The organism is Deinococcus roseus, assembly GCF_014646895.1.
In the GTDB taxonomy this organism is placed as follows: Bacteria; Deinococcota; Deinococci; order Deinococcales; family Deinococcaceae; genus Deinococcus_C; species Deinococcus_C roseus.
The window spans coordinates 175,687-200,812 of the sequence record NZ_BMOD01000005.1 but is presented as its reverse complement, the minus strand read 5'-3'; the positions used below and the strand labels follow the sequence as shown (position 1 = coordinate 200,812).

At 56.2% G+C, this 25,126-nt stretch carries 23 protein-coding genes; 16 read left to right on the top strand and 7 right to left on the bottom strand.

Going from position 1 to position 25,126, the window contains the following annotated elements; genetic code table 11:
• Positions 1-11: 11 nt before the first annotated feature.
• Positions 12-1,139: an Ig-like domain-containing protein gene (locus tag IEY52_RS09620; RefSeq protein ID WP_189002467.1), complete on the bottom strand. Its 1,128-nt coding sequence runs from the start codon at positions 1,137-1,139 to the stop codon at positions 12-14.
• 167 nt (positions 1,140-1,306) lie between these two features.
• Positions 1,307-1,759 carry an Lrp/AsnC family transcriptional regulator gene (locus IEY52_RS09615; RefSeq protein WP_189002466.1) on the bottom strand — a complete coding sequence of 151 codons (453 nt, stop codon included), beginning with the start codon at positions 1,757-1,759 and terminating at the stop codon, positions 1,307-1,309.
• A 165-nt stretch (positions 1,760-1,924) separates the two neighbouring features.
• On the opposite strand from IEY52_RS09615, the gene purN reads away from it, so the two are divergent.
• Together purN and purD are read left to right on the top strand one after the other, a co-directional pair.
• Positions 1,925-2,872: a phosphoribosylglycinamide formyltransferase gene (gene purN, locus IEY52_RS09610; RefSeq protein ID WP_189002465.1), complete on the top strand. Its 948-nt coding sequence runs from the start codon at positions 1,925-1,927 to the stop codon at positions 2,870-2,872.
• Positions 2,873-2,882: 10 nt separating this feature from the next.
• The gene (gene purD / locus IEY52_RS09605) at positions 2,883-4,136 is read left to right on the top strand and encodes a phosphoribosylamine--glycine ligase (RefSeq protein WP_189002464.1); all 1,254 of its coding nucleotides are present in this window, start codon (positions 2,883-2,885) and stop codon (positions 4,134-4,136) included.
• An 87-nt stretch (positions 4,137-4,223) separates the two neighbouring features.
• Here the strand turns inward: purD and IEY52_RS09600 are convergent, their stop codons facing one another.
• The gene (locus IEY52_RS09600; protein WP_189002463.1) at positions 4,224-5,132 is read right to left on the bottom strand and encodes a hypothetical protein; all 909 of its coding nucleotides are present in this window, start codon (positions 5,130-5,132) and stop codon (positions 4,224-4,226) included.
• Between the two features lie 277 nt (positions 5,133-5,409).
• On the opposite strand from IEY52_RS09600, the gene IEY52_RS09595 reads away from it, so the two are divergent.
• The 3 genes from IEY52_RS09595 to queC are packed head-to-tail and all read left to right on the top strand — an operon-like array spanning position 5,410 to position 7,226.
• On the top strand, positions 5,410-5,814 hold the full coding sequence (locus IEY52_RS09595) for a 6-pyruvoyl trahydropterin synthase family protein (RefSeq protein ID WP_189002462.1): 405 nt from the start codon (positions 5,410-5,412) through the stop codon (positions 5,812-5,814).
• Positions 5,815-5,820: 6 nt separating this feature from the next.
• On the top strand, positions 5,821-6,513 hold the full coding sequence (locus tag IEY52_RS09590) for a 7-carboxy-7-deazaguanine synthase QueE (RefSeq protein WP_189002461.1): 693 nt from the start codon (positions 5,821-5,823) through the stop codon (positions 6,511-6,513).
• An 8-nt stretch (positions 6,514-6,521) separates the two neighbouring features.
• The gene (gene queC, locus IEY52_RS09585) at positions 6,522-7,226 is read left to right on the top strand and encodes a 7-cyano-7-deazaguanine synthase QueC (protein ID WP_189002460.1); all 705 of its coding nucleotides are present in this window, start codon (positions 6,522-6,524) and stop codon (positions 7,224-7,226) included.
• 60 nt (positions 7,227-7,286) lie between these two features.
• On the opposite strand, the gene IEY52_RS09580 is transcribed toward queC, so the two are convergent.
• Positions 7,287-10,154: a DUF2135 domain-containing protein gene (locus IEY52_RS09580; RefSeq protein ID WP_189002459.1), complete on the bottom strand. Its 2,868-nt coding sequence runs from the start codon at positions 10,152-10,154 to the stop codon at positions 7,287-7,289.
• A 111-nt stretch (positions 10,155-10,265) separates the two neighbouring features.
• On the opposite strand from IEY52_RS09580, the gene IEY52_RS09575 reads away from it, so the two are divergent.
• The 5 genes from IEY52_RS09575 to bioA are packed head-to-tail and all read left to right on the top strand — an operon-like array spanning position 10,266 to position 14,658.
• Positions 10,266-11,459 carry an aminotransferase class I/II-fold pyridoxal phosphate-dependent enzyme gene (locus IEY52_RS09575; protein ID WP_189002458.1) on the top strand — a complete coding sequence of 398 codons (1,194 nt, stop codon included), beginning with the start codon at positions 10,266-10,268 and terminating at the stop codon, positions 11,457-11,459.
• Positions 11,456-12,076, top strand: coding sequence for an alpha/beta fold hydrolase (locus tag IEY52_RS09570; RefSeq protein ID WP_189002457.1), 621 nt, complete (start codon positions 11,456-11,458; stop codon positions 12,074-12,076). The genes IEY52_RS09575 and IEY52_RS09570 overlap by 4 nt, the downstream gene beginning before the upstream one ends.
• Positions 12,073-12,822 (top strand): methyltransferase domain-containing protein, encoded by a 750-nt coding sequence (locus tag IEY52_RS09565; protein ID WP_189002456.1) that lies wholly within the window; start codon positions 12,073-12,075, stop codon positions 12,820-12,822. The genes IEY52_RS09570 and IEY52_RS09565 overlap by 4 nt, the downstream gene beginning before the upstream one ends.
• The gene (bioD, locus tag IEY52_RS09560) at positions 12,819-13,412 is read left to right on the top strand and encodes a dethiobiotin synthase (protein ID WP_189002455.1); all 594 of its coding nucleotides are present in this window, start codon (positions 12,819-12,821) and stop codon (positions 13,410-13,412) included. Before IEY52_RS09565 ends, bioD begins: the two co-directional genes overlap by 4 nt.
• Positions 13,402-14,658, top strand: coding sequence for an adenosylmethionine--8-amino-7-oxononanoate transaminase (gene bioA / locus IEY52_RS09555; RefSeq protein ID WP_189002454.1), 1,257 nt, complete (start codon positions 13,402-13,404; stop codon positions 14,656-14,658). The genes bioD and bioA overlap by 11 nt, the downstream gene beginning before the upstream one ends.
• A 48-nt stretch (positions 14,659-14,706) precedes the next feature.
• On the opposite strand, the gene IEY52_RS09550 is transcribed toward bioA, so the two are convergent.
• Entirely contained in the window at positions 14,707-16,245 is a 1,539-nt protein-coding gene (locus IEY52_RS09550) for an ABC transporter ATP-binding protein (RefSeq protein WP_189002453.1), read from the bottom strand.
• A 254-nt stretch (positions 16,246-16,499) separates the two neighbouring features.
• On the opposite strand from IEY52_RS09550, the gene IEY52_RS09545 reads away from it, so the two are divergent.
• On the top strand, positions 16,500-17,351 hold the full coding sequence (locus IEY52_RS09545; RefSeq protein WP_189002452.1) for an HD domain-containing phosphohydrolase: 852 nt from the start codon (positions 16,500-16,502) through the stop codon (positions 17,349-17,351).
• Between the two features lie 75 nt (positions 17,352-17,426).
• On the opposite strand, the gene IEY52_RS09540 is transcribed toward IEY52_RS09545, so the two are convergent.
• Positions 17,427-18,533 (bottom strand): BMP family lipoprotein, encoded by a 1,107-nt coding sequence (locus IEY52_RS09540; RefSeq protein ID WP_189002451.1) that lies wholly within the window; start codon positions 18,531-18,533, stop codon positions 17,427-17,429.
• 495 nt (positions 18,534-19,028) lie between these two features.
• Between IEY52_RS09540 and ligA the strand changes: the two genes are divergently transcribed.
• Positions 19,029-21,059: an NAD-dependent DNA ligase LigA gene (gene ligA, locus IEY52_RS09535; protein WP_229684703.1), complete on the top strand. Its 2,031-nt coding sequence runs from the start codon at positions 19,029-19,031 to the stop codon at positions 21,057-21,059.
• Positions 21,060-21,133: 74 nt separating this feature from the next.
• Here the strand turns inward: ligA and IEY52_RS09530 are convergent, their stop codons facing one another.
• Positions 21,134-22,681 carry a C1 family peptidase gene (locus IEY52_RS09530; RefSeq protein WP_189002449.1) on the bottom strand — a complete coding sequence of 516 codons (1,548 nt, stop codon included), beginning with the start codon at positions 22,679-22,681 and terminating at the stop codon, positions 21,134-21,136.
• A 231-nt stretch (positions 22,682-22,912) separates the two neighbouring features.
• Between IEY52_RS09530 and IEY52_RS09525 the strand changes: the two genes are divergently transcribed.
• From IEY52_RS09525 to IEY52_RS09510, 4 genes are all read left to right on the top strand, one after another.
• Positions 22,913-23,179: an Asp23/Gls24 family envelope stress response protein gene (locus IEY52_RS09525; RefSeq protein WP_189002448.1), complete on the top strand. Its 267-nt coding sequence runs from the start codon at positions 22,913-22,915 to the stop codon at positions 23,177-23,179.
• A 61-nt stretch (positions 23,180-23,240) separates the two neighbouring features.
• Positions 23,241-23,834 (top strand): transcription antitermination factor NusB, encoded by a 594-nt coding sequence (gene nusB / locus IEY52_RS09520; RefSeq protein WP_189002447.1) that lies wholly within the window; start codon positions 23,241-23,243, stop codon positions 23,832-23,834.
• Positions 23,831-24,658 carry a bifunctional 5,10-methylenetetrahydrofolate dehydrogenase/5,10-methenyltetrahydrofolate cyclohydrolase gene (locus tag IEY52_RS09515; protein WP_189002446.1) on the top strand — a complete coding sequence of 276 codons (828 nt, stop codon included), beginning with the start codon at positions 23,831-23,833 and terminating at the stop codon, positions 24,656-24,658. Before nusB ends, IEY52_RS09515 begins: the two co-directional genes overlap by 4 nt.
• A 2-nt stretch (positions 24,659-24,660) precedes the next feature.
• Entirely contained in the window at positions 24,661-25,125 is a 465-nt protein-coding gene (locus IEY52_RS09510; protein WP_189002445.1) for a divergent PAP2 family protein, read from the top strand.
• Position 25,126: the final 1 nt, after the last annotated feature.

Here is a 25,126-nt window from a genome sequence, read left to right as displayed (position 1 = left end):
AAACCTTCAAATCAGGGAACAATGAATGTGGTGGGTTTGCTGAAACTGAACGCTGTTGGACGTCCATCTGCATTGAAGCGAACCCCGGCCACCCACCAGTAATAGGTACCTTTGGTCAGCGCAGGTTTTTCTGCCGGATAGGTGGCATTGGTGTTGGGGGTGGTTTTGGGGTAATTGGTCCACAGGGCCGAAGGATTGCCCACGGTGGGATCTGAAGCATACAGGTAATACAGGTACTCGTCTGCCTCTGGAAGCTCATCCCAGCTGATGGTGACCTGGGGAGAAGCCACCTGTGCGCCATCGGCAGGAGAGAGGTTGAGGGGCTGGTTGACCAGGAAGTTGGTGGACATGCTGTTGGACAATCCGCTTTCTCCCGAGGCATTCTTGGCGGTCACCATGCCATGAAAATTCTGGTCTTTGGTCACTGCTTCAGTGATGATTTTGTCCACGAAAGCAGAGCCCGATTGCTCACTGCTGGTGGAGGTTGCCGTGATTTTCTTGACGTACTTGTAGGTGCCAACAGCATCTTCTGTGCTGGCATACAGGTAGTATTCGTTGGCCGTGTTGACAGGCAGCAGCCCCCAGCGCAGAGCGTATTTGACGTTGATGGGAGTGGCCTGTGCAGCAACCTGTTGCTTCTGAATTTTGTGGCTGGAAGCTTTTCCACCTGAAGCAACAGCGCCCACCGTTGGAGCATGGGGAAGTTGTGCGTCTGAATCCTGCAATTTCTGGGTTGCAGCTGCTGGAGTGGCTGCCGGATAAGTGTAAGCCACAAAATAAGACAGCTGGGGAAGCCCTGGATTGACGGGTTTCACGTACACGGCATCGCTGGTGCCCGTCATGCCAGATTCATCGATCGCTTCGGCATACAATTCTGCAGAGACCTGATTGGGAATGTTGTAGGTGGGCCAGGAAATCACATAAGGAGAAGAAGAAGCGCTGCCCAGCAAAACGCCTTTCTGGCTGCTGCCTTTTTCTCTGGCATAAACCCTGACTTTGGAAATACCGGATTCATCAGATGCGTTGATTTGAATGGAAACCACACCGCTGATTCCACCAATTCCATTGCTGACAGGTGAAGTGATGGAAACACGCGGAGGATTCTGGTCAGGATCACTGCACCCAACCAACAGCGCCATCCAAACAGACCAAACAGATAGATATTGGAACTTCTTGATATTCATACGCTCAACACTATACCCGATCTGTGACACACCAAATAATGTGTTGACTGGGTAAGTTCTTCATGAGAGCCGGGTTGTTCTGGTTGGGAATTCTTTGAGGTCCAACACAAAATCAAAAGTTGTTATGCTTTTGGGGTCACTTCTTTAAAAGCAATCGGATTGGACAGCACGATGCTGGTCTGGCAGGTGAAGCCCATCTCGATGAGTTCGGCCAGCACCCGTTCCAGTTCGCTGATGTTTTCCACGGCAATCCGCAGCATGCAGGAGTTCTCTCCGGTGACCGAGTAACATTCCAGCACCCCGTCCCGCTTTTTGGCCCAGTCAATCAAAATGGGGTCTTTCTGGCCGCTGTCCTGCACCCCAATGAAGGCCATCACCTTGCGGCCCAGGTTCTGCGGCAGCACCCGCGCAGCGTACCCCACAATCACCCCGCCTTCCTCCAGTCGGCTGACCCGCTCGGCGGTGGCGGGCGCAGAAAGCCCAATGCGGCGGCCCAGCTCACGCATGCTCAGGCGGGCATCCTGCTGCAACTCTTGCAAAATACGGGTATCGAGGTCATCCAGCTTGCTTTTCATTTGACAGGTCAATTGTACAGATTTGAGGGGGGGTTGGCTAGGGAAGATGCAGCCGAGGTCCGAGAGCTGGGCCGCAACTCTGGGCTTTCTGCCTTCTGCCGCGAAGTTCCCCAATGCCTAACCCAACCTGAAGCCAGAGAAGTGCAGCATGCTACAATTCGCCTGATGAAACGCATAGCCGTCTTTGCCTCGGGAAGTGGCACCAACCTGCAGACTTTGCTGGGCTGGTTTCCCCACAAGGATCCCCGGGCGACCATCACCCTGGTGATCAGCAACAAAAAAGACGCTTACGCTCTGGAACGGGCCAGAACCGCCGGAGTGGAAGCGGTTTACATCCCCTGGAAGAAAAATGGCCGGGAAGAATTTGAACAGCAGGCCCAGCAACTCATGCAGGAGAAGGGCATCGATCTGGTGGTGCTGGCGGGTTTCATGCGCATTTCCAGCGATGACTTTGTGAATGCATGGCGGGGCCGCATCATCAACATTCATCCCAGCTTGCTGCCGGATTTTCCTGGCCTGCACCCACAGCAGCAGGCTCTGGATGCAGGTGTGGAACGCTCTGGTTGCACGGTACATTTTGTGGACACGGTGCTCGATGGAGGAGACCCCATTCTGCAAAAAGCTGTCCCGGTGCTCCCTGAAGACACTGCAGAGACCCTGGCTGCACGCATTCAGCCTGCTGAGCATGAAGCCTATCCTCAGGCGGTGCGACTGTGGCTGTCCGGTCTGGCTTTTCCTGTTCCCACCTTGCAAGAAGGCGCCAAGGAATTTGGCCTCGAATTTGCAGAGGTGCTCCAGACCTGGGAGGCAGAAAACTGGTCTGTCCCCCAGAAGCAACATGCTGTGCGGGTGGCCCGTGTGCTGAAAGACTGGGGAAGACCCGATCAGGTGATTTCGGGTTTGCTTTTGAAGCCCGCACCCGAGGTGGCCCTGGCCCGCAGTGCCGATGAACTCAGGCTGGCTTTCGTGGGCCTGGATGCTCTGGAAGAACGCAAAGCAAAGTGGGACAGCCGGGAACGCCTGTTGCAACGCGCTGAAGCCCTGAACCTGCGGGATGCTTTTGACCAGATTCTGCAAACCACTGCCCTGGAATGGGACAGAACCACTTTTTAAGGAGACCCGCATGAAAGTTCTGGTGATTGGCAGCGGTGGCCGTGAACACGCCATCGTCAAAGCCCTGAAAAAATCTGAGCGCATTGACCAGTTGCTGTGCATTCCTGGCAACGCTGGCATTGCTGAAGACGCCGAGTGTCTGAAAGTGGGCCTGGAACCCGAAACTGTGGCTGATTTCGCAGAACAGAACCACGTGGATTTCGTGGTGGTGGGACCAGACAACCAGCTTGCAGATGGTGTGGTGGACGCCCTGCAGGCCCGCAACATTCCTGCTTTTGGTCCGGTCAAAGCTGCGGCCCGTCTGGAATGGTCCAAGCGTTACTCCAAAGAAATCATGGCGAAGTACAACATCCCCACTGCGGCCTACCAGAGCTTCACGGATCTGGAGGCTGCAAAAGCTTATGTGCAGGAACAGGGTGCCCCAATTGTGGTCAAGGATTCTGCACTGGCCCTGGGCAAAGGGGTCACGGTGGCCCAGACTGTCGAAGAAGCCCTTGCTGCTCTGGACGCCATTTTTGACCGTCCCAGTGGTGCAGAGGTGGTCATTGAGGAGTTCATGCAGGGCATGGAGGTCTCCATTATGGCCTTCTGTGATGGCAAGAGCGCCGTGATGATGCTGCCCAGCCAGGACCACAAAACCATTTACGATGGTGACGTGGGACCGATGACCGGAGGCATGGGCGTCATTGCTCCTTTTCCCCTCACGGAAGAACAAACAGAGCGCATCCAGAGCGAGATTCTGGACCGCCTGATGGCCGGGATGCAGCAGGAAGGGCTTCCTTATCAGGGTGTGATTTATCCAGGCCTGATGCTTACAGCCCAGGGGCCAAAAGTGGTGGAGTTCAACTCCCGCTTTGGTGATCCTGAAACAGAGTGCATTTTGCCCCTGCTGGAAAGCGATTTGCTGACCATCCTGGAGGCCTGCGTGAACGGCACCCTCACCCCGGATCTGGTGAAGTTCAGCAATGCAGCCAGTGCCCTGGTGATCCTGGCTTCTCCTGGATACCCTGCCAGCAGCACCAGAGGCATTGCCATTCAGCTTCCTGAAACCGGCGAAGATGCCATCATTTTCCATGCTGGAACAGCTTTACAAGATGGAACACTGGTGTCCAATGGTGGACGCGTGCTGGCCGTGCAGGCCTCTGGTGCAGACCTCACAGAAGCCGTCACCCATGCTTATCGGGTGGCAGATGCCATTGATTTTCCGGGTGCCCAGATGCGCCGGGACATCGGGGGCAGGCTGGGGATTCAGATTCAGAAGTGATCTCCAGACCTCAAAACAGAAAACCTCAAAACAGAGAGCAAAAAACAAAAAAACAGCCCATCTGGGCTGTTTTTCATTGCTCCAGGTTCATTTCCTCAGCTTGCTGTAGTCTTCATAGGTGAAGATGGCCAGCCCGCCGTATCCAGCCTGGAGACTGAGGTTGCTGTTCACGGTGCTGAGGGTCTTTTCCATGCTGCGGGTGCCTTCTTCGTAGAAGGTGGTGCTGGCTGGGCTCAGGCCGTTTTCGTTTTTGGTGTTGACACCCAGCACCACCTTCTTGCCAAGGGCTCCGGCGTACAGAATCTCGTTGTACCCACTGTTGATGATGCCCTGGGTGGTGTCCCGGTAGTCCATCAGCACGGTGGTGTCCACTGCAGCAATCACCCATTCGGAAAGGGGACGGGTCTGGCTGTTGCGGGTCACCTGAATTTCATCAAACCAGCAGGGGATGTCCACGGTCAGTTTCATGCTGCTGCCCAGAGTGGTTTTCACCTGGGCCAGCATGTCCAGGTACTGGCTTGCCACATTCTGAGGGCTGACGGTCCACTCGGGCAGCAGGTAGGGTTCCACGTCCAGGTGCAGGCTGGTGCCTGTGGTCTGCGGGTACTGCTGGGCAAATTTTGCTGCACTCTGGGCAAAAGCCACAGCCCTGGGCTGATTGGCAACCAGGGCCCAGTTGCTGTAGCCCGTCAGCAATTCCACTTTGAATTTGCGGCTGGCGGCATCCTGAATGAAGGAAGCCAGCTGAGCAGGGCGGTTTTGCAGGTTGTACTCGGCTTCCAGATAGATGTTGTTGATGGGGTGGCTGGAGGCAAAGTTGTAGAAAGCGGTTTTCACTTTGGGCTGGCCCACCAGATCGCTGTAGGTCCACACGGCTGCACCAAAAGCCAGGGCCTGGGTGTCCACCTCGGTGGATGAAGCAGAAGGAGCGGGCTGCTGGGCACAACTGGCCACGAAGAGAAGAAGGAAGGAAGAAAGCCAGACAATGGAACGCATATGACTCAGGATGGCATAAGGTGACGCTCATGTGTTTACAATTGCGATTCATTAATTCCTGACACTTTATTTTCAATATGCAGGAGAATGTTCTTGACAGACGGACAAAACCCTGTATTAAATTCTTTACAAAGGGCTCTGAATTGTGGCTTTAATCTTCTCATTTGTAACAATTGAGGCTTGGTGAAGGCCCAAAGCGAGATGGACAGCCCCCTCTGGGCCCCCAAGGAGACCGAAGCACACTCTGAAGGGGGCACATCGTATACACTCTTTGGGTATGCCTTGGAAGCTGGTGACAGAGTTTACTTTTGACAGTGCCCACGTGATCGTCGGATACGACGGACCGTGTGGCCGACTGCATGGCCACACCTACCGGGTGAAAATGGAACTGCAGTCCGACCGACTGCGCCCCAGTGCGCACGTCAAACGCGACATCATGGTCGCGGATTTCAAGACCCTCAAATGGGCCAAAAAAGACGTGGAGAAGGGCGGCCTGGACCACGCCTACCTCAATGACCTGCTGGGAGACGACACCACAGCGGAAGTCATCGTGCAGCACCTGTACCGCAAGACCCTGGAGCGCATCCGGGAAAACCTTTCTGCAGACGACGATGGCAGTGACCTGCAACTGAAAGTCACCCTGTGGGAAACCCCGGAATCCTACTGTGAATACTGGGAGTGACCTCCGATGAAGTACCCGGTCTACGAGCGTTTTTACACCTGGCAGGGTGAAGGGGTGCACCTGGGGCGTGCGGCTTACTTCATCCGGCTGTACGGCTGCCCCCAGAAGTGCTTCTGGTGCGACAGTGCCGGAACCTGGCACCCTGAATTCCGTCCTCCCCAGGTGGGCCTGTATTCTGCCCAGGAACTGGCGGAATTTGTGCGTCAGGAAAGCCCAGAAGGGGCCATTGTGGTGCTCACCGGAGGGGAACCCATCCTGTTTGACCTGAAAGAACTGACGGATGCTTTGCACGTCCTGGGCCGCAAGGTGCATCTGGAAACCAGTGGAATTGCTCCCCTCAGAGGAGACCTGGACTGGGTGACCCTGTCTCCCAAACCCTTTGGCATGCCTCCCCTCAGGGAAATTGTAGAACTGACCGATGAGGTCAAAATCATCGTGCATGATCCCTCTGACCTGGATGCAGGATTGCAGGTGCTCTCCGGGTTGCCCGAAGAAGCCATGATCTGGCTGCATCCTGAATGGTCCAGAGCCAGAGAAAAAGACATGACCGTCCTGAACCTGATCACCCACGCAGTCAAACAGAACCCCAGACTGAGGGCCGGATACCAGATGCACAAAGCCTACCGCGCAGACGATCTGGACCCCCACAGCGACAAAAGACAGATCCCCCTGGGGGGCAACCCCGAACTGGGGGTGTGAGGAGAACCATGACCAATCAGAGCAAAAAAGCTGTTGTGTTGCTCTCAGGCGGGCTGGATTCCAGCACCACTGCTGCCATTGCCAAAATCGAACACGGGTACGAGGTGACGGCCCTGTCCTTCCGTTATGGTCAGCGCCACACCATCGAACTCGAACAGGCCCAGAAAATGGCCCAGCACTTTGGACTGAAACACTTCGTGGTGGATGTCAACATCGCCCAGTGGGGGGGCAGTGCCCTCACCGATGAATCCATAGATGTGCCCACTGAAGGAACCGAAGAAGGGGTCATTCCTCCCACCTATGTTCCTGGCCGGAACACGGTGTTCATTTCCATTGGCCTGTCTCTGGCCGAAGCCATCGATGCAGAAGCCCTGTATCTGGGCATCAACGCTGTGGATTACTCGGGTTACCCAGATTGCCGACCAGAGTACCTTGAAGCCTTCCAGAAGCTTGCAGACCTGGCCAGCAAAGCCGGGCTTGAAGGTCGAGGCGCAAAACTCGAAGCCCCTCTGGTCCTGATGACCAAGGTGGACATCGTGAAAAAAGCCCTGGAACTCGGGGTGCCCATCCAGGAAACCTGGTCTTGCTATCAGGGTGGGGAAGAACCCTGCGGGGTGTGTGACTCCTGCCGCATCCGGGACAGAGCGCTGATTGAAGCAGGTCGTCCAGATCTGGCTTCCCGTTTTGCACAGGAGCACCTCACCGGGTCCTGAGTCTGCCCTTCAAAGAGAAGCAGCAGAGGTTTGATCTATGCTGCTTCCTGTTTTTCCCACTCACTTCACTTCAAATTCCCCCACAAACACATTGTCATTGCTGTCCTTGAGGCGCAGGGTGATCAGCTGTTCCTGCTGCTCTGGGGTTCCAAAGTGGGTGATCAGTTTGGCTTGCAGGGTCACCGCTCCAGCCAGAATCTGCTGACGGCTGCCGTAATAATCGGCCTGAATGGTGTACTTGCCTTTTTTGGCTGTTTTGAGGGAAAACTCCTCTGGTCCATAGCCACCTGTCAGGTCGTGGGAGATGCGCCCACCCTGGTGGCTCAGGCGGTGCCCGTAATACACCCGTTCCTGGTTGGGGTCGGTGATCCACAAATCCATGTCGGTGTTGTCTGCATCCCAGGTCAGCACCACCCGCAGATCCACAGGCAAATCCTGCAGGAAACGGGGATCCATGAAGCTGGTGTCCAGCTTTGTTTTTGAAGCGTGCACAATGGCGTTCAGCTCATTGAGGGCAATCAGTTCCACCTCAGAGAAACGGCCATCCCACTGCTGGTCCACCACCCGGTACAGGTTCTCAATGGCTTTCTGGTCTTTGTGGGCCTGCTGGTAAGCCAGACCCAGATCCCGGAAACTCTGGGGTTCGTAGGGGGCCAGTTTCACCACCTCTTCCAGCAGGGGAATGGCCAGTTCAGGGTATCCAGCCTGCAGGTAACGGTAGGCCTGAATGCGCAGGATCGAGCGGTTTTCCAGTTCCAGTTCAGAGAGGTTGCTGAGGACCCTCAAAGCCAGATCGGGAAGTTTTTTCTCAAAGAGCTGGTCTGCCACATCCAGAAAGAAAGCCGTGCTGTTTTCATATTCAGGGCGTTCATCCAGATAGATGGCATACAGGTCTCTGGCCTGGGCTTCCTGCATGCGCCGAATGTACGGGGCATCTGAGGTCCATTTTTTCAACTGGATGCTGATCTGGTTGCCTGCTGGTTGTGGAACGCCTCCCGCTGTGTCTGCAGCGACAGGTTCAGGGCTGGGGGCCATGGAAGCAGGCGCAGCAACAGAAGGGGAGGGCATTTCATTGCGTGAGAGTCGCATTTCTGTGTCGTTTGTTTCTGCCATGTCGAAGGCGATTCCCTCTTCTCCTTCGGCTTCTCCAGATTTCTGGGGTTCTGCAGGTTTGGGAACGTCTCCTTTGGGGAAATCCTTTTTCCACCAATCCTGGTACCCCTGCAGCAAGCCCAGCACCATGTCCTGATGGTTGCGTTTCTGGGTTTGCACAGTGTTGTCCTGCTCCTGGATCAATTGCTGGTACTCTGCTTGCAGTTCTGCAGGAGGCTCAATTTCATAACGCACATAGTCCTGAACGGTGTCCAGCACGATCAATGAGGTCTGGGGGGTCACCAGATTGAACTGTTTGCCCAGCCGCTGAATGGCCGCTTCGTTCAGGCGTTCCTCTCCACGCAACTGTTCCACAGTCCAGCTGGCCCACAGGGGTGCAACCTGGGTGCTGCGAGGGGATGCACTGCTGACTTTCAGGGTTTGCGTTTCACCTGCCAGCTGGTAGGAAAGCTGGGCGGTGTTGTCGGTCAGGATGCCAGCAATGGTCCAGCTTTCTGGATCCTCGTGCACCACCAGATTTTTTGCTCCTCGGGCCGTCAGTTTCTGCAGCTGCACAGTGCCATACAGCAATTCCTGCAGGGCCTGGTCTTTTGACAGGCGGGTCAGGTTGATGCTCTTGCCGCCAGACTGGGCCAGAAATTTAAGGCGCACTGGATCACTGCTGACGGCAGAGGAGACCACATCAACCGGAACACTGGATGCAGCCAGGGCTGCTTCGGTCATGTTGTCCAGTCCATCAGTGAAAATCAGACGCTCAGAAGCCCCAGGAGGTGCATTCAGGGCATCAAAATCGGTGCCCCCGTCATAAATGGTTTTCAGCAGCGCCTCACGCAGGTCTTCCCAGTTGCCCCCTTTGACCTCGAAAGTCTCTGCTGCATCTGCCACGTTGCGGAAACGCACCAGTTTGACGGTCAGGTTCGGGAATTTCTGGAAATACCCCTCCAGCAGGGCCAGTTCTTTGTCATGGTCGCGTTTCAGTCCAGAGAGGGAACTGTCCCAGAGGATTTCCATACTCTGGGGCGCAATTCTGGGAACCGTCAGCTGGGGTCTGGGCACCACCGCCATGAAGTAACGCTGGCCTTGCAGGTTCTGGCTGAAGGTTGCGGTTTCGCTTGCCCCGGTCAGTTGCACTTCCAGCATGCCCTCTCCGGTGAAGTTGGCTTCATCGAACTGCAGGCTTTGCCCGGATGTTCCTCTGGGTTTGAGTTCCAGATCCTGCAATTCTGAGAGGCCCTCTGGGGTTCTCAGGGTGGCGTCGTTGTTGGTGATGTTCAGGTTGACCCGCAGGCGCGAGAGGGCACTGTAGCTGAGGGGCAGGCGGTACACCCCTCCTGCGCTGTTCAGGTGTTCGGTGATGCGCAACTTGACCTTGCGGATGCCCTGGGCAGGCAAAGGATAAACCCGGAGTTTGTAATTGTTGCCCTTTGTGACCTGCAAGAGGGCAGGGTCCACATTCCCGCGAACCACATCTTCAAAGACCTGCTGGGCTCTGGGTTTCTCGATGGCCACGGCATCCCGCCATTTGCCATTGAAATCCAGTGCGAAACCCGTCACGGTCTGGCCTTCGAGCAGGGGGAATTCCAGTTCTCCTTCCAGAATGCGGCGGTTGGGGTTGTAAAAAGTCAATTCGATTTCTGTCTGTGCAAAAGGGCCACTGATTTCTGCATTGACGGTCACTGCCCGCAATTGCACCGGGGTTTCTCTGGGTGTGGTTTTTACGGTCAATGCAGGTCGGGTCACGATGCTCTGGGCCGCCACATGGGGGGCCTGGGCCATCAAAAGCAGGGAGGCACTCAACATCAGCCATTTGTACATGGGTCACCTCTGGGAAACAGAATCTGGTTTTGGGAATCAAAAAGCGGCCTGATGTCATGGTAGGTCAAAAAATTGTGAGGTTTGACAGAATTTATGTAAACTGTTTTTCAGATGAATGGTTTACCAGAGAAGTGGAGCCACTTGCAAAGCCTGCTGGAGGAGCAGAAGCAACAAGGCCTTTTGCGCTCCCTCACCAGCAGCGAACCTGCGGAACGCCCCGGATGGATTCGCAGGGGGGGGCAGTTGCAACTGGATCTGGCTTCTAACGATTATCTGGGCCTTTCCAGACACCAGCCCACCACCGCTGATCCCCTGATCCAGGCGGCTTTGAACTGCCATGCCAGCACCGCTTCCCGTCTGGTGGTGGGAAACCACCCCATTTACCCGCGTTTTGAAACGGCACTGGCTGAGCTCAAAGGCACCGAAGCTGCCCTCACTTTTTGCAGTGGTTATGCGGCCAACACGGGCACCCTGGCAGCTCTGGTGTCCCGACATGACACGGTGTTCAGTGACCGTCTGAACCACGCCAGCATCATTGACGGAATCCGGCTCAGCGGTGCAAAAGTCCAGCGTTATGCCCACTTTGACCTGGGAGCCCTGGAAAAAGCCCTTCAGAACAGCCCCACCACGGGAAGGCGATGGATCGTCACCGATGCAGTGTTCAGCATGGATGGCACGCAGGCCCACCTGACCGAACTGGTGCGCCTGAAACACCAGTACGGCGCATACCTGATGCTGGACGAGGCCCACTCCGCAGGCGTATTCGGGCCGCAAGGTGCAGGTCTGGCCCACGCCCACCATTTGCAATCCCACATCGACATCCTGATGGGCACCCTGGGCAAGGCTTACGGTTCACATGGGGCTTACATTGCCGGAGACCGGGTGCTGATCCAGCACCTGATGCAGCAGGCCCGAAGCTGGGTGTTCACCACGGCATTGCCCCCCAGTGTGGTGGCCCGATCCTTGCTGAACCTGCAGCAAGCCATGCAGATGGACCAGGAACGCGAGACCTTGCAGTTGAATGCAAAAAAGTTTCGGGAGCAACTGCAGGCAGCAGGCCTGAACTGTGGAGCTTCCAGCACCCAGATCATTCCCCTGCTGGTGGGCAGCAACGAAAACGCCCTGCGTCTGGGCACAGCTTTGCAAGGGGCAGGACTGGCGGCCATTCCCATCCGTCCGCCCACAGTGCCCGCAGGAACGGCCCGCATCCGGTTCTCCCTGACTGCTGCTCACCGCTGGGAAGATCTGCAACACGCCCTGGACACCATCATCAGCACCTGCCAGAAATTGGAGCTGGGACAGTGACAGCGACATTTCAAAAGGTGCTCTGGTTGCATGGCTGGTCTTTTTCTGCAGAAATCTGGCAGCAGGTGCACGCCTTGCTCCCAGATTTTGAACACCACACCCTGACGTACCACAACTGCACATCTGCTGAAGATTTTGTTTCTCTGGTGCAAACCCGGATTGCTGAAGTGCAGCCAGATGTGGTGGTGGGCTGGTCTCTGGGTGCAACCCTGGCCCTCAGTTGCTGGAAAGCCAACCCCACCTTTCAGGTGCTGGTGCTCTCTGGCAGCCTGAAGTTCACGGAGGTGTGGCCTGCACGGGTGTTGCAACAGATGGTGCGCAAACTCAGGCACGATCCTGCAAAAGTCATTCAGGATTTCTGGCAGCACATCGGCCATGAGGAGGTATTGCAGACCAGAGGCCTCTGGCCTACAGAAGCCCTGATCGCAGGCTTGCAGGTGCTGCAGGACACCGATCACTCTGACCTGACCCATTTGCACGGTCACTGGCTGCATGGCACCCATGATCCCCTGATGCGCCCCCCTGAGCAGCTGCCATTTGAGGTGCTGGATGGAGGGCACCTCCTGATGCTCACCCTCCCCCAGAACATTGCACAGGTTTTGCGGAGCATGGCATGACCCCTTTTGTTGCAGACACCTTCACCCGCCATGCCCACACCTATGAGCAGCATGCCACCGTGCAGCGCACCATTGCCCTGCGCCTGCTGGATTTTCTGCCTGCATCGGACGGTGTACATCAGGTGCTGGAATTGGGCTGCGGCACTGGATTCCTGAGTGATCACCTGTACAGCACATATTCACAGGCCCACCTGACCCTGCTGGATGCCAGTCCAGGGATGCTGCAGCAAATGCAGCAAAAACCCTGGACCTCAAAGGCCGCTCTGGTCCATGCAGAAGCTGAACAGTACCATCCTCCTGCCCTGCAAGACCTGATTGTCAGCAGCTGTGCAGCCCAGTGGTTCAGGGATCCTGTGGCAGACCTCAGACGTTACTGGCAGCACCTTCAAGCCAATGGGCAGCTGGTTTTCTCGGTGCTTTTGCAGGGTACTTTGCAGGAATGGCACACCTGCTTGCAGGAAACCTACAGGCACCATCAACTTCCCATTCAAACCCACCAGATGGGTCATCTTCCCTTGAAAGCATGGCACTCCTGGCCCGGTCTGCAATGCCACACCGAGACCCACACCCTGACCTACCAGAATGCTCTGGAAGCCCTCAGGGCCATCAAGAATGCAGGGGCAGCTGGGTCCGCAGTGCATCTGCCCGCCCACCTGATGCGAGATGCCCTCAGGCGCTATGACCATGCATACCCTCAGGGGGTTCCTGTGACCTATCAGGTGCTGTATGGAGTGTGCCAGAAATGAAAAAAGCATTTGTGACCGGAACAGGAACGGGGGTGGGCAAAACCATTGTCAGCGCTGCTTTGTGCCTGCACTGGAAAGCCAGTTACTTCAAGCCCATCCAGACCGGACTGGATTCGGACACCGAAACCGTCCAGAGGCTCACGGGTGCTCCTGCTGTGCCGCCCAGGCACCACTTTCCAGAGCCAGTGTCGCCCCATGCTGCTGCAAAGCTGGCAGGTGCAGAGATCCAGCTCTCGGACCTCCAGCTTCCAGAGACAAACCCTCTGGTGGTGGAAGGGGCAGGAGGCGTGATGGTGCCCATCAACGGGCAACACCTGATGCTGGATGTGATGGCGCATTTTGGGTTGCCCGTGGTGGTGGTGGCTTCAACACAGCTTGGCACCATCAACCACACCCTTTTGACCTTGCAGGCCCTCAGGCACCGAAACCTTCAAATTCTGGGCGTGGTGCAGGTGGGAGAGGCTGAGCCCACTGGCACCCAGGCCATCGAGCATTACGGTAGCGTTCCCATCCTGTTTCGTCTGCCGCTGTTCTCTGAACTGACCCCGGCCAGCCTGACTGCATTTGTGGAGACCCTGCATGGCTTCTGATTTCATCTGGCCCCCCTTCACCCAGACCAGAACCGCACCGGACCCCATCAAAATCGTGCGGGGTCAGGGAAGCGTGCTTTACACCGAAGACGGCCTGGAACTGCTGGACCTGATTTCCTCCTGGTGGGTCAATTTGCACGGGCATGCCCATCCCGTCCTTGCAGAAGCCCTTTATCAGCAGGCACAGACGCTGGAACACGTGATTTTTGCAGGGTTCAGCCACCAGCCCGCAGAACAGCTTGCAGAAAGCCTGTGCAGGCTCTCAGGACTGGACCGCCTGTTCTTCTCGGACAATGGCTCCACCAGTGTGGAAGTGGCCCTCAAGATGGCCCTGCAATACTGGCACAACCTTGAACAGCCCAGAAAACGCATCCTGACCTTGCAGGGGGGTTACCACGGAGACACTTTTGGGGCCATGTCGGTGGGGCAGAGCTCGGGGTTTTATGGCCCTTTTGAGCACCTGCTTTTTGCTGTGGATGCCCTGCCTTTCCCGGCAGCCCCACAAGCCTCTCTGGACTGGCTGGACCGTCATCTGCAACAACATGCAGCAGATGTGGCTGCAGTCATTCTGGAGCCTCTGGTGCAGGGGGCCGCAGGCATGCGCATGTACAGCCCGGAATTTCTGGAAGCCGTGTGCCAGAAGGTCAGAATGGCCGGAGGTCTGGTCATCCTGGACGAGGTGATGACAGGGTTTTACCGCACTGGAAAACTGTTCGCTTTTCAGCACACCCCTGTGAAGCCCGATTTCCTGTGCCTCTCCAAAGGCATCACGGGAGGGTTCATGCCTCTGGGGGTGACCCTCACCACAAGTCAGATCTTTGAAGCGTTCGAGGGGAATTCCTTCAGCCGTGCATTTGCCCACGGACATTCTTACACCGCCAACCCGCTGTCCTGTGCAGTGGCAAATGCTTCTCTGGAGCTTCTGCTGCATCCTGAAACCCTGCAGAACATTTCACGCATTGAAGAGCAGCACCGCACCTTCCTGACCGAATTGCAGCCCCAGAAAGACATCCAGGGTGCCCGTGTTCTGGGCACCTTGCTGGCATTTGAATGGCAGTGTCAGGGAGAGTACGGCTCATCATGCAGTCTGAACCTCAGAAATGCGTTTTTGCAAAAAGGTTTGTTGTTGCGTCCCCTGGGCAACACCCTTTACCTGATGCCCCCCTACTGCACCACGTCAACGCAGCTGGGACGGGCGCATCAGACGATTTTGCAGGTGCTGGGTGAAACAAAAAGCACCCCATGATCAGGGTGCCTTCCTGGATTTTTCCAGTCATGACAGACAGCCGTGGTTTCAGCCCCTGGCACCATCCCGCACACCAGCCATCATCAGGCCCAGTTGTTCCTGGGTGGCGACTTCGGCATCCACCTCGCCCACCATTTCCCCCTCGAACATCACCAGAATGCGGTCAGAGAGGTTCATCACTTCGGTGAGGTCTGCACTGACCAGCAGCACGGCCAGACCCTGGTCGCGGGCTGCCACAATCTGCTTGTGGATGAACTCGATGGCCCCAATGTCCACCCCACGGGTGGGCTGACTGGCAATCAGGATTTTGGGGTTTTTGGCCATCTCACGGGCCACAATGATCTTCTGGGCATTTCCCCCCGAATACTGGCTGGCCAGCAGGGAAGTGCTTCTGGGACGCACATCGAACTTCTCGCTGCGTTCTCTGGAGATCTGCTCGATTTTCTCCAGGTCCAGCAATCCCAGAAAACCTGCAAAAGGAGAGCGGTCATGCTGCCCCAGAATCATGTTCTCGGCGGTGGTCATGTCCACCACCAGACCCCGTTCGTTGCGGTCCTCTGGAACGTGGGACACCCCGGCCAGACTGACTTTTGCTGCATTGGCACGGGGGATGTCCTTGCCCTGGTACAGAATTTGCCCGGAGTTGACGTGTTCCAGGCCCGTGATGGCTTCCACCAGCTGGCTCTGGCCGTTCCCTTCGATCCCGGCAATGCCCACAATTTCTCCGGCCCGCACGGAAAAGCTCACGTTGTTCACAACAGGCTTCTTGTTGGGTCCCTGCACCTTGACATTTTTCAATTCCAGCGCCACTTCTTTGGGCTGGGGTGGGGCTTTCTCCACGCTGAGCACCACATCGCGGCCCACCATCATGCGGGCAATCTTGATCTCGGTGGCATCACTTGCATCAATGCTGCCAATCATCTTGCCGTCCCGGATCACCGAGATCTCATCACAGAGCTCTAAAACCTCGTGCAGCTTGTGGGAAATGAAAATCACACTGTTCCCCTGCGCGATGTAATTGTTTTTCAAAAAAGAAAAAAGCTCTTTTGTTTCATTGGGGGTCAAGACTGCAGTGGGTTCGTCCAGAATCAGGATTTTGGCTCCCCGGTACAGGGTTTTCAGAATCTCCACCTTCTGCTGCACCCCCACAGCCAGATCCTCAATTTTTGCATCCGGGTCCAGATCAAACTTGAACTGCTCAATCAATTCCCTCACCCGTTTGCGTGCAGCAGCGTAATTGATGCTGGTGCCACTGGTGGGCTCCATCCCCAGAATCACGTTCTCGGTCACGGTCAGGGGTTCCACCAGCATGAAGTGCTGGTGCACCATCCCGATGCCCTGCGCAATCGAGTCTTTGGGATCGTGGAAATGCACCTGCTGCCCGTTCACCCAGATTTCGCCACTGGTGGGGGGCTGCATGCCATAAAGGATTTTCATGAGGGTGCTTTTCCCTGCGCCGTTCTCTCCCACCAGCGCATGGATGCTGCCCCATTTCACCTTCAGGTTGATGTTGTCGTTGGCCAGCACCAGCGGAAAACGCTTGGTGATGCCCTTGAGTTCGATGGCATAGGGTTTGGCCTGGGTCATGGGGACATACTACTGCTGTTAGGGGGTTGAGACAAGGAATCTGCGTTCAAAAGCAGAAGGCAAAAGGCAGTGCCCCAGTGCCGACAGGGCCGTCCCCGAGGCACGCTTTAAGGAGCAAGAAGAAGGCCAAGGCGGTTTGGAGGCCAAGGCATAAGCTTTTTGCCTTCTGCTTTCAGCCTTCAGCCTTCTGCTACCCCTTTCACGCTCCTTTGACACCAGATCACTTAAACTTAAGTCAAGCTGAGGGGGAACCTATGAAAATCATGCTGATCGACGAACCACTGCTCAAATCCGTGCTGACCCTGGCCACCCTGATCGAGGCAAGGGATCCCTACACCGGAGGGCACACCTGGAGGGTGAGCCAGTACTCCGTGAAGCTGGCCCAGAGCATGAACCTCAGCCATGACGAGGTGTTCCTGGTGGCCCTGGGGGGAATGATTCACGATCTGGGCAAGATCGCCATTCCAGATGCCATCCTCAACAAACCTGAACGCCTGACCGACGATGAATTCATGAAGATGCGCCAGCATCCGATTGTGGGGGTAAGTTCGATGTCTGATCATCCCCTCGCAGATCTGGTGCGCCCCATGATTGAGGAGCACCATGAAAAGCACGATGGCTCTGGGTACCCTTATGGCAAGCATGGAGAGGAAACCAATTTGTACGCCAGAATTGTTTCCATTGCAGATGCTTTCGATGCCATGACCAGTTCCCGGCCTTACCGCAAAGGCATGCCCACCGAAAAAGCCCTCTCCATCCTCACTGAAGGGGCAGGCACCCAGTTTGACCCCCAGCTCACCCCACTTTTTGTGGATCTGGGCAAGAAAGGCGTTCTGGACCACATCCTGGGTCACAGTGCTGAAGGTCGCCTGCTGGTGGGTTGCCCTGCTTGCGGTCCCATTCTGGCGCTGCCAAAAGACAAGGGGGATGGGGATGTGGTGTGCTGCCCGAATTGCACCGGGAAATACCGCATTCACCGCAAAGGGGACCATTATGAGGCTGAATTCACAGGCGTGCTGGACCCCAGCATGACCGCAAGACCCGACCTGGAAGAGGTGCAGGACTTCCTGAAAGAATCCCCCAGAGCCCTGTGGATTCCTGGCTGAGCAGGGCTGGACAGAGCGGATCAGACAAAACAAAAAGAACCCTCTGAAAAGAGGGTTCTTTGCTTGAGGTGGGGTTTATTTCTCGGGAACGCTGACTTTGCCAGCGATGATGGCTGCTTTGGCCTTCTCGACTTTGGCCAGCAGGCTCTGGGGGAGCAGGGCACGGTTGTAGTCGCTGACAGCGTAACCCACGCCGCCTTCTTTCAGACCGAGGCTCACGCCGCCACCCTTGAAGGTGTTGGTGACAACCCCTTTGATGATGGAGTACACAGCGTTGTCCACGCGTTTCAGCATGCTGGTCAGACCGTGGTTGAGGGTCTTGGAGTTGCTGTCGGTGTCGCCGAAGCGGGTCTGGTCAGAGTCCACACCGATGAAGAACATGGGGCGGGCGTCTCCGGTGCACTTGGCACGGTAGCCTTCAGACTTGGGCACATTCTTGAAGAGGTCGCTGCTGAAAGCAACGCCTTTGGGCAGCTGGCTCTTCTTGATGCACTGGGTGGTCTTCACGAAGTCGATCAGACCGTTGCCGGAAGCACCTGCAGCGCCGTAGATGATGTCGGTGCCGCGGGCCTTCATGGTGCCAGCGATTTCCTTGGCTTTGGCGGGGTCGTTCCAGGCCTGGGGGGTGGTTCCCACGTACTGGGCGATCACTTTGGCTTTGGGGTTGGCGGCTTTCACACCGGCAGTGAAGCCAGCTTCAAATTTGTGGATCAGGGGGATGTCCATCCCGCCGATGAAGCCCACCACGCCAGTGGAGGTGCTCAGACCGGCGATGTAGCCCACCAGGTAGGAACCTTCCTGCTCCTTGAAGGTGACGCTCTGCACGTTTTTGGCTTCTGAAACGTCGTCGATCAGGCCGAAAGCCAGATCGTTGTTTTCTTTGGCCACGCTGGTGATGGAAGCATTGTTGGCAAACCCGATGGCGAGGGTCAGGTCAAAGCCGTTCTGGGCGAAAGAACGGATGCCGCTGACCACCTGGCTGGGGTCGGAGGGTTCGAAGTCCTTGAGGAGGATCTTGAAGTCTTTTTCGGCACGCTTGGCACCGTTCCAGGCAGACTCGTTGAACGAGTGGTCAAACTTGCCGCCTGCATCGAATGCGATCCCCACTTTGACCTGTTGTGCACTGGCTGCGCTCAGCATGGCAGTCAGGCCCAGCACAGCGATTAATGCGGTTTTCTTCATCTTTTTCCTCCTGGGATGTTTCCCTGTTATGACTATAATGGTACAAGAGTTGTTTAGGCAAGAGTTTAGACCCGATTCACGGTTAAGCTTTTCTACTGCGTTCTGCGAGAAAAGTTTCATTTGCAAGGATTTTGTAAGTTAAGGGATATAAAGAAATTTGGGGTTTTTAAAGAGGATTTGGGGGGCTGGTGGGGGATGGGTGCGCCGAGGGCCGAGGGCCGAGAGCCGAGGGCAAAAACCTGAAAGCTTTGCGGGGTTCTTCTCAGGTGGTTGAAATTGGATGGCTACAGAGATCTTGCCTAAAAAACAATTTGGTAAATTCGTGAAAAGCATTGGCACCATTACTTTTCGGTGCTTCTGCTGAAAAGCCCCACAGACAAAACACAAGCATTGCTGTACCCCTTGAAATCACCGGTGGGATGCCCTCGGCTCTCGGCCCTCGGCGCACCCATCCCCTGCTGACTTTTTAGCTGAAAACATAATATAATGTTGCTGATGAGCAACCAAGAACACTATTTGTCCCTCGTGAACGAGATTCAGGAGCATAACCGCCGTTATTATCTGCAAGACAACCCGCTGGTCAGCGACGCCGAATACGACCAGTTGATGCGCGAACTCAGGAGCCTGGAAGAACAGCATCCAGACTGGATTGTGAAAGACAGTCCCACCCAGACCGTCGGTGCAGACACCGAAGAAGCCGCCGAACATGCCCTGCTTGCCCGCTCTCCTTTTGCGCCCATCCAGCACCTGCACCGCATGACCAGCCTGGACAATGCTTTCGATGATGCAGATTTGCAGTCTTTTGAGGACCGCATCAACCGGGTGCTGGGCACCAGTGGCCAGACCTACCACTACACCTGCGAACTGAAAATCGACGGCCTGAGCATCAACGTGCACTACCACAACGGAAACCTCATCTGGGCGGCCACCCGGGGCAACGGGGTGATCGGGGAGGATGTCACCCAGAACCTGCTGACCATTCCAGGTATACCCAGAAAACTGGAAGGCGTCCCAGAGCATCTGGAGGTGCGTGGAGAGGTCTTCATGACCAAAGAGGAATTTTTGCGCCTCAATGCAGAAGCAGAAGAACTGGGGGGCACGGTCTTCAAGAACCCCAGAAATGCGGCTGCAGGTTCCCTCAGGCAGAAAGATGCCAGCATCACCGCCAGCAGAAAACTGCAGGTGAACTTCTATGCGCTGGGCAGCACAGAAGGGCTTTCCATCCAGACCCAGTGGGACCTCCTGACCTGGCTGCAAGGCCACGGTTTCCAGACCAACCCCTACTCCAAACGGGTGCAGGGCTGGCAGGAGGCCACCGATTACCACCGCGAGATGATCCAGCAACGCCCACAATTCCCTGTGGATGCAGACGGCTCTGTGATCAAGGTGGACCGTTTTGATCTGCAGAACGAACTGGGCTTCACTTCCCGTGCCCCCAGATGGGCCATTGCCTACAAGTTCCCCGTGGAAGAAGCCAGGACGGTGCTCAGAGACATCACCATCAATGTAGGACGCACTGGAAAGCTGGCTCCTCTGGCCGTGCTGGATCCGGTGGATGTGGAAGGCTCCACGGTGGCCCGGGCCACCCTGCACAACGAAGACTTCATCCGGGACCTGGATTTGCACCTCGGAGACACCGTGGTGATCCGCAAGGCTGGAGGGGTGATTCCCGAAATCGTGCGGGTGGTGACCGAACTGCGCCCAGAGGGCTCTGTGCTGTTCCAGTTCCCAAAAGAATGCCCGGTGTGCCACCACGAAGTCACCCGTGACCCCGAAAACGCCGACACCTACTGTGTGAACCCAGAGTGCCCTTCCCAGTCTTACCAGCGCATCCTGCATTTCATCCACAAGGGGGCCATGGACATTGCTGGAATGGGAGAAAAAACCCTCGAGCAACTGGTGAACACAGGCATTGTCAAAAGCGTGGCAGACCTCTATGACCTGAACCTCGAAACCCTGCTGAAAATCGAACGGATGGGGGAGAAGAACGCCACCAAACTGCTGCAGCAACTGCAGGACAGCAAAACCAGACCCCTCAGCCGCCTGATTTTTGGGCTGGGCATCCGTTATGTGGGGGCACGCAATGCTGAGCTGCTGGAAAAACACTTCCCGGACCTGGACGCCCTCTTGAATGCCAGTGAACAGACCCTCTGCAACATCCCCGGTCTGGGAGACCGCATCGCAGAGAGCGTTTACCATGCCCTGCAGGACCAGAACATGCGGGATGTGGTTGAGCGCCTGAGGGGACAGGGCCTCAACTTCAAGAGCACCTTTGAAGCTGCAGGAGAAGAGCTGGCAGGCCTGACATTCGTGATCACCGGAAGCCTGTCCCAGCCCCGAGACGATGTCAAAAAACGCCTGGAACGCCTGGGAGCCAGGGTGACAGGCAGCGTCACCAAAAAAACCGATTACGTGCTGGCCGGAGAAGATGCAGGATCCAAACTGGACAAGGCCCGTGACCTCGGGGTGAAAGTCATTGACGAGACCACACTGGATGCTCTGATTGCTGAAAAAACCAAAGCCTGATTTTGCTCAAAAAGCAAAGAGGACCAGAAAACATCTGGTCCTCTTTGTGGTTCATGATGTCTCAAATGGGCTGATCAGGGCACCTGCACCCGCACAGCAGAGTAGCCGTAGCTTTTCATGTAATCAAAGGGGATGTAGATGTAGCCGCCATCTTTCCAGCAGGCCCCCCAGGAGTTCTTGGTGATGAAATAACCGCCCCCGGCACCCATGGGCGCTCCAGGCAAAATGGCGGCCAGTTCTGCATTGCTGATCACACCTGTGAAATGCACGGCATGCCCACCCCGGCTTTTCCATTTGACGTTGAGAGGTCGCGTATAGCCAAAACCATTGGCGTCTGCACCATCAAATCCAGGCATCACCCCCATGCTGGCAACCACGCTGTTCCCCAGTTTCAGGGCCAGAATGATGTAGGCCACCGAGCGTTCCCGGTTGCGGTGGTCCCAGAGTTCGGCCTGGGCTGCAGGCAGGATGCTGGTGGGAGCAACGGGTTTGGGGTTGGTCAGACAGATGAACCCGGTGCCAATGTTGGCACAGAATTGCTGGCTCTGGTGGGCGGTTTCAGAGCAGTAAGGGTCGGTGTAACCTGTGCAAGACCCCCGGTAGCCCAACAGGGTGTCCCCGTCTCTGATTTCCTGACGCAAGTAAGACGGGTTGTAGGGCCATTCTTTTTCCAGGGCAAAAAAGTAACGTTCATTTACCGCCTGATCAAAATCGTAACGCACATCGGCGTTGTCTCCGTATTCTCTGGGCTGCCACACTGAGGTGATGCGGTTGTAAAAGGCCTGCTCAGAAAGGTTCACCCATTCCAGTTGGCGAAAAGCATGCTGGGTCTCGGTGGCCGAAATGATCCCGAAAGCCACACAACTCCCACGCATGCCCTGGTTTTTCACCGAAGTGGTGAAGTCCTTGAGGGGCCAGCTGAAATTGTTGTAAACGCCCCCTGCTTTGTGTGCAGAACACCAGGAGTCTGAACGTGCGCGGTCACTGCCATCCAGGTAACCCACTTCACGGGTGGGGTCGTCGGTCCATCCCAGAGGTCGCTGGGGGGTGTTTTTCAACAGCAGGTCGCGGTAGCTGCTGGCGATCCTCTCGTTCCAGCGGGAGATCTGCTCTGTGTCCAGACCCGCCACCTTGGCAGGATCAGGATAACTGTATTGTTTGCGGTCCCTGGCGGGAACCACCGGATAAAGCATCTGGTACATCAGCACCTGATTGTTTTTCTGTGGGAAATGCTGAATGCTGCCTGCCAGACTGGAATATTTGAAGGCCTCTCCCAGTGTGACCACAGGCATGGGATTTTTGGCATTGTCTGTGGTGGTGAACAGGTAATTCCCATCGGCCAGAAATTGCACTTCTGGATCTCCAGGCTGTGGAGCCAGTTTCACCAGTTCATGAAAATCGGTGAGTTCTGGGTGCTGGGCCATGAAGGCTTTAACCACTTTCTGGTTGCTGGCCTCAAAACCCGCATCAACAGGTGGCAGAGGAGGGCTCTTGCTTTGCAGCAGGTAAAACTCTTTTTCCGAAATCAGGGTTGCGCCTTCTGGAAGCGACTTGAACGTCTGTCCTGGATTCTGGGCGTGTGCACTTGAAGCCAGCAAAAGCAGCAAAAACCATTTTTTCATGTTTTGATCCCTCGCACCTGAGACAGGAAGACAGGACGGCTTCAGGTTGCTCTCATGATAGTTCAAAAATCTTCTTTCCTTTCAGGACGCTCCTGCAAGAGAACTGCAGGAGCGTCCTGAAAGGAAAGTGCTAGACTGGTATACGGTTTGTTTCCGGGGGTATTTTTCCGCTGTCTGCCTTCTGGGCCAGCAGGGCAAAATCGATGAAACCCACTCTGGGACTGGAGGATTATGCTTAACATCTCAAAAGACGTGATCATCGGCATTGCTGGCTTCACCCTGCAGAATGTGGCAGGGGTGAAGTCTCCATCCAAATCCATCAAGGTGGACCGGGAGCAGGAGCAGGTCAGCGTGGACCTGGGACTCACCATCGGTTACGGGGTCAATTTGCTGAAACTGTGCTCTGAGGTGCAGCGCAGCGTGGCCGAAAACATTGAACTCATGACGGGCCTGAAAGTTCGGGCCGTGAACATCACGGTACAAAGCGTTGTAGAGTGATTGTCTGCTCTCAGATTGTGGGCCATGGCTCACGGTTCTGGTGTGTCAGAAAGGGAAGTGAATGTCAGATCAAACCCGCCGACAGAAAAACCAGCCCACCGGTTCCCGCAGAAACTCCCGCGAGTTTGCTTTCCGGGTGATTTTTGAAGCCCAGCAGGGCAAACAGGAAATGCAGGACACCTTCTCACGGGTGCTGGCTGCCTCCAGACAGGGAGACACCGAAGTCTACCCCGAGTTGACCCCCCAGGCCGAGCAGTTCGCAGAGGACCTCGCCCTCACCTACGACCGCAACCAGGACGGGGTGGACCAGGCCCTCAAGATGAGCATCACCGGATGGACTTTCAGCCAGATGCCCCAGACCGATGTGAACGTGCTGCGCATTGCCGCCACCGAAATGATGTTCTTCCAGACCGATGCTCCGGTGGTCATTGAAAGCGCCATTCGCATGGCCCGCCGTTTCGGTTCTGACGAATCGGGTCGTTTTGTGAACAGCGTGCTGGACAAGCTGGCCCGTGGCCTGCAGGATGGCAGCATCCCCAGACCTGTGAAGCTTCAGGCTGGTGATCAGGGCCATGAAGAAGACCCCGAAGAAATTCCCGAAGAAATCCTCGAAGAACTTCCAGAAGACCTTCCCACCGAGGATGAAACCCAGTGATTGAACTCCGGGGAGCGCCTGCTGCTGAAAGCCTGCTGCAACAGGCCAGGGAGAGGCTGCAGAACCTGCCTTTTGTGCCTCACCTGCATGTGGTGCGGCTCGGAGAGGATCCGGCCAGTGTCAGTTACGTGCGCCTGAAAGACAGGAAAGCCAGGGAAATTGGCCTGAAGTCCACGGTGCATGTGCTGCCAGAGGAGAGCTCCCAGGCAGATTTGCTGGTCCTGATTGAGCACCTGAATCAGGATCAGGATGCCCACGGCATTCTGGTGCAGTTGCCGCTTCCCAGACACATCGATGCCCAGACGGTGATTGAAACCATCAACCCCCTCAAAGATGTGGACGGATTTCACCCGGAAAATGTGGGGAAACTCTGGCTGGGTCAGGAAGCCCTGCTGCCCTGCACACCAGCGGGCATTCTGGCCCTCTGTGACCACCACCAGATCCAGCTTTCAGGCAAACAGGTGGTGATTGTGGGCCGCAGCAACATCGTGGGGAAACCCCTGGCTGCCCTGATGCTCTCCAGAGATGCCACCGTCACCATTGCACACAGCAGGACTTTGAACCTCTCTGAAGTCACCCGCAGGGCAGATGTGCTGGTGGCTGCCGTGGGCAGGCCTGGAACCATCACCCCCGAGATGGTCAAACCCGGCGCGGTGGTGCTGGATGTGGGGGTCAACCGCCTGGAAGGGAAACTGGTCGGAGATGTGGCCCCAGAAGTTCAGGAAGTGGCCGGAGCCCTCACCCCGGTGCCTGGAGGCATTGGACCCATGACGGTGGCCAACCTGATGCTGAACACCGTGCTGGCTGCAGAACGCCAGAGGTGAGCATGCTGGACTTGCTGAACAACCTGTGGCTGTGGACCGGGTTCGCTGCGGCTTTTCTGGCCCAGGTGCTCAAGGTGCTGCTGGTGCTGGTGCTCGAGAAGCGTTTCAGGCCTGGTCTCTTTGTGGAAACCGGAGGCATGCCCAGCAGCCACACTGCTCTGGTTGCTTCCCTCTGCACCGGAATTGGGTACACCCACGGTCTGGGAAGCCCCATCTTTGCTGTGGCGGTGATTTTCTCCAGCATCGTGATGTACGACTCCACAGGGGTCAGGCGCTCTGCAGGCATGCAGGCCAAACTGCTGAACGAACTGATGGTGGAAATCCGTGAACTGATGCGCGAAGGGTTTGCTCCACAACCGCTGCGTGTGCTGCTCGGACACACCTATTTTGAGGTGGCCATGGGCCTGGTGCTGGGCATCCTGATCGGATACCTCAGCTTTTCCCTGTTTTACACGCCCACCCCCTGAT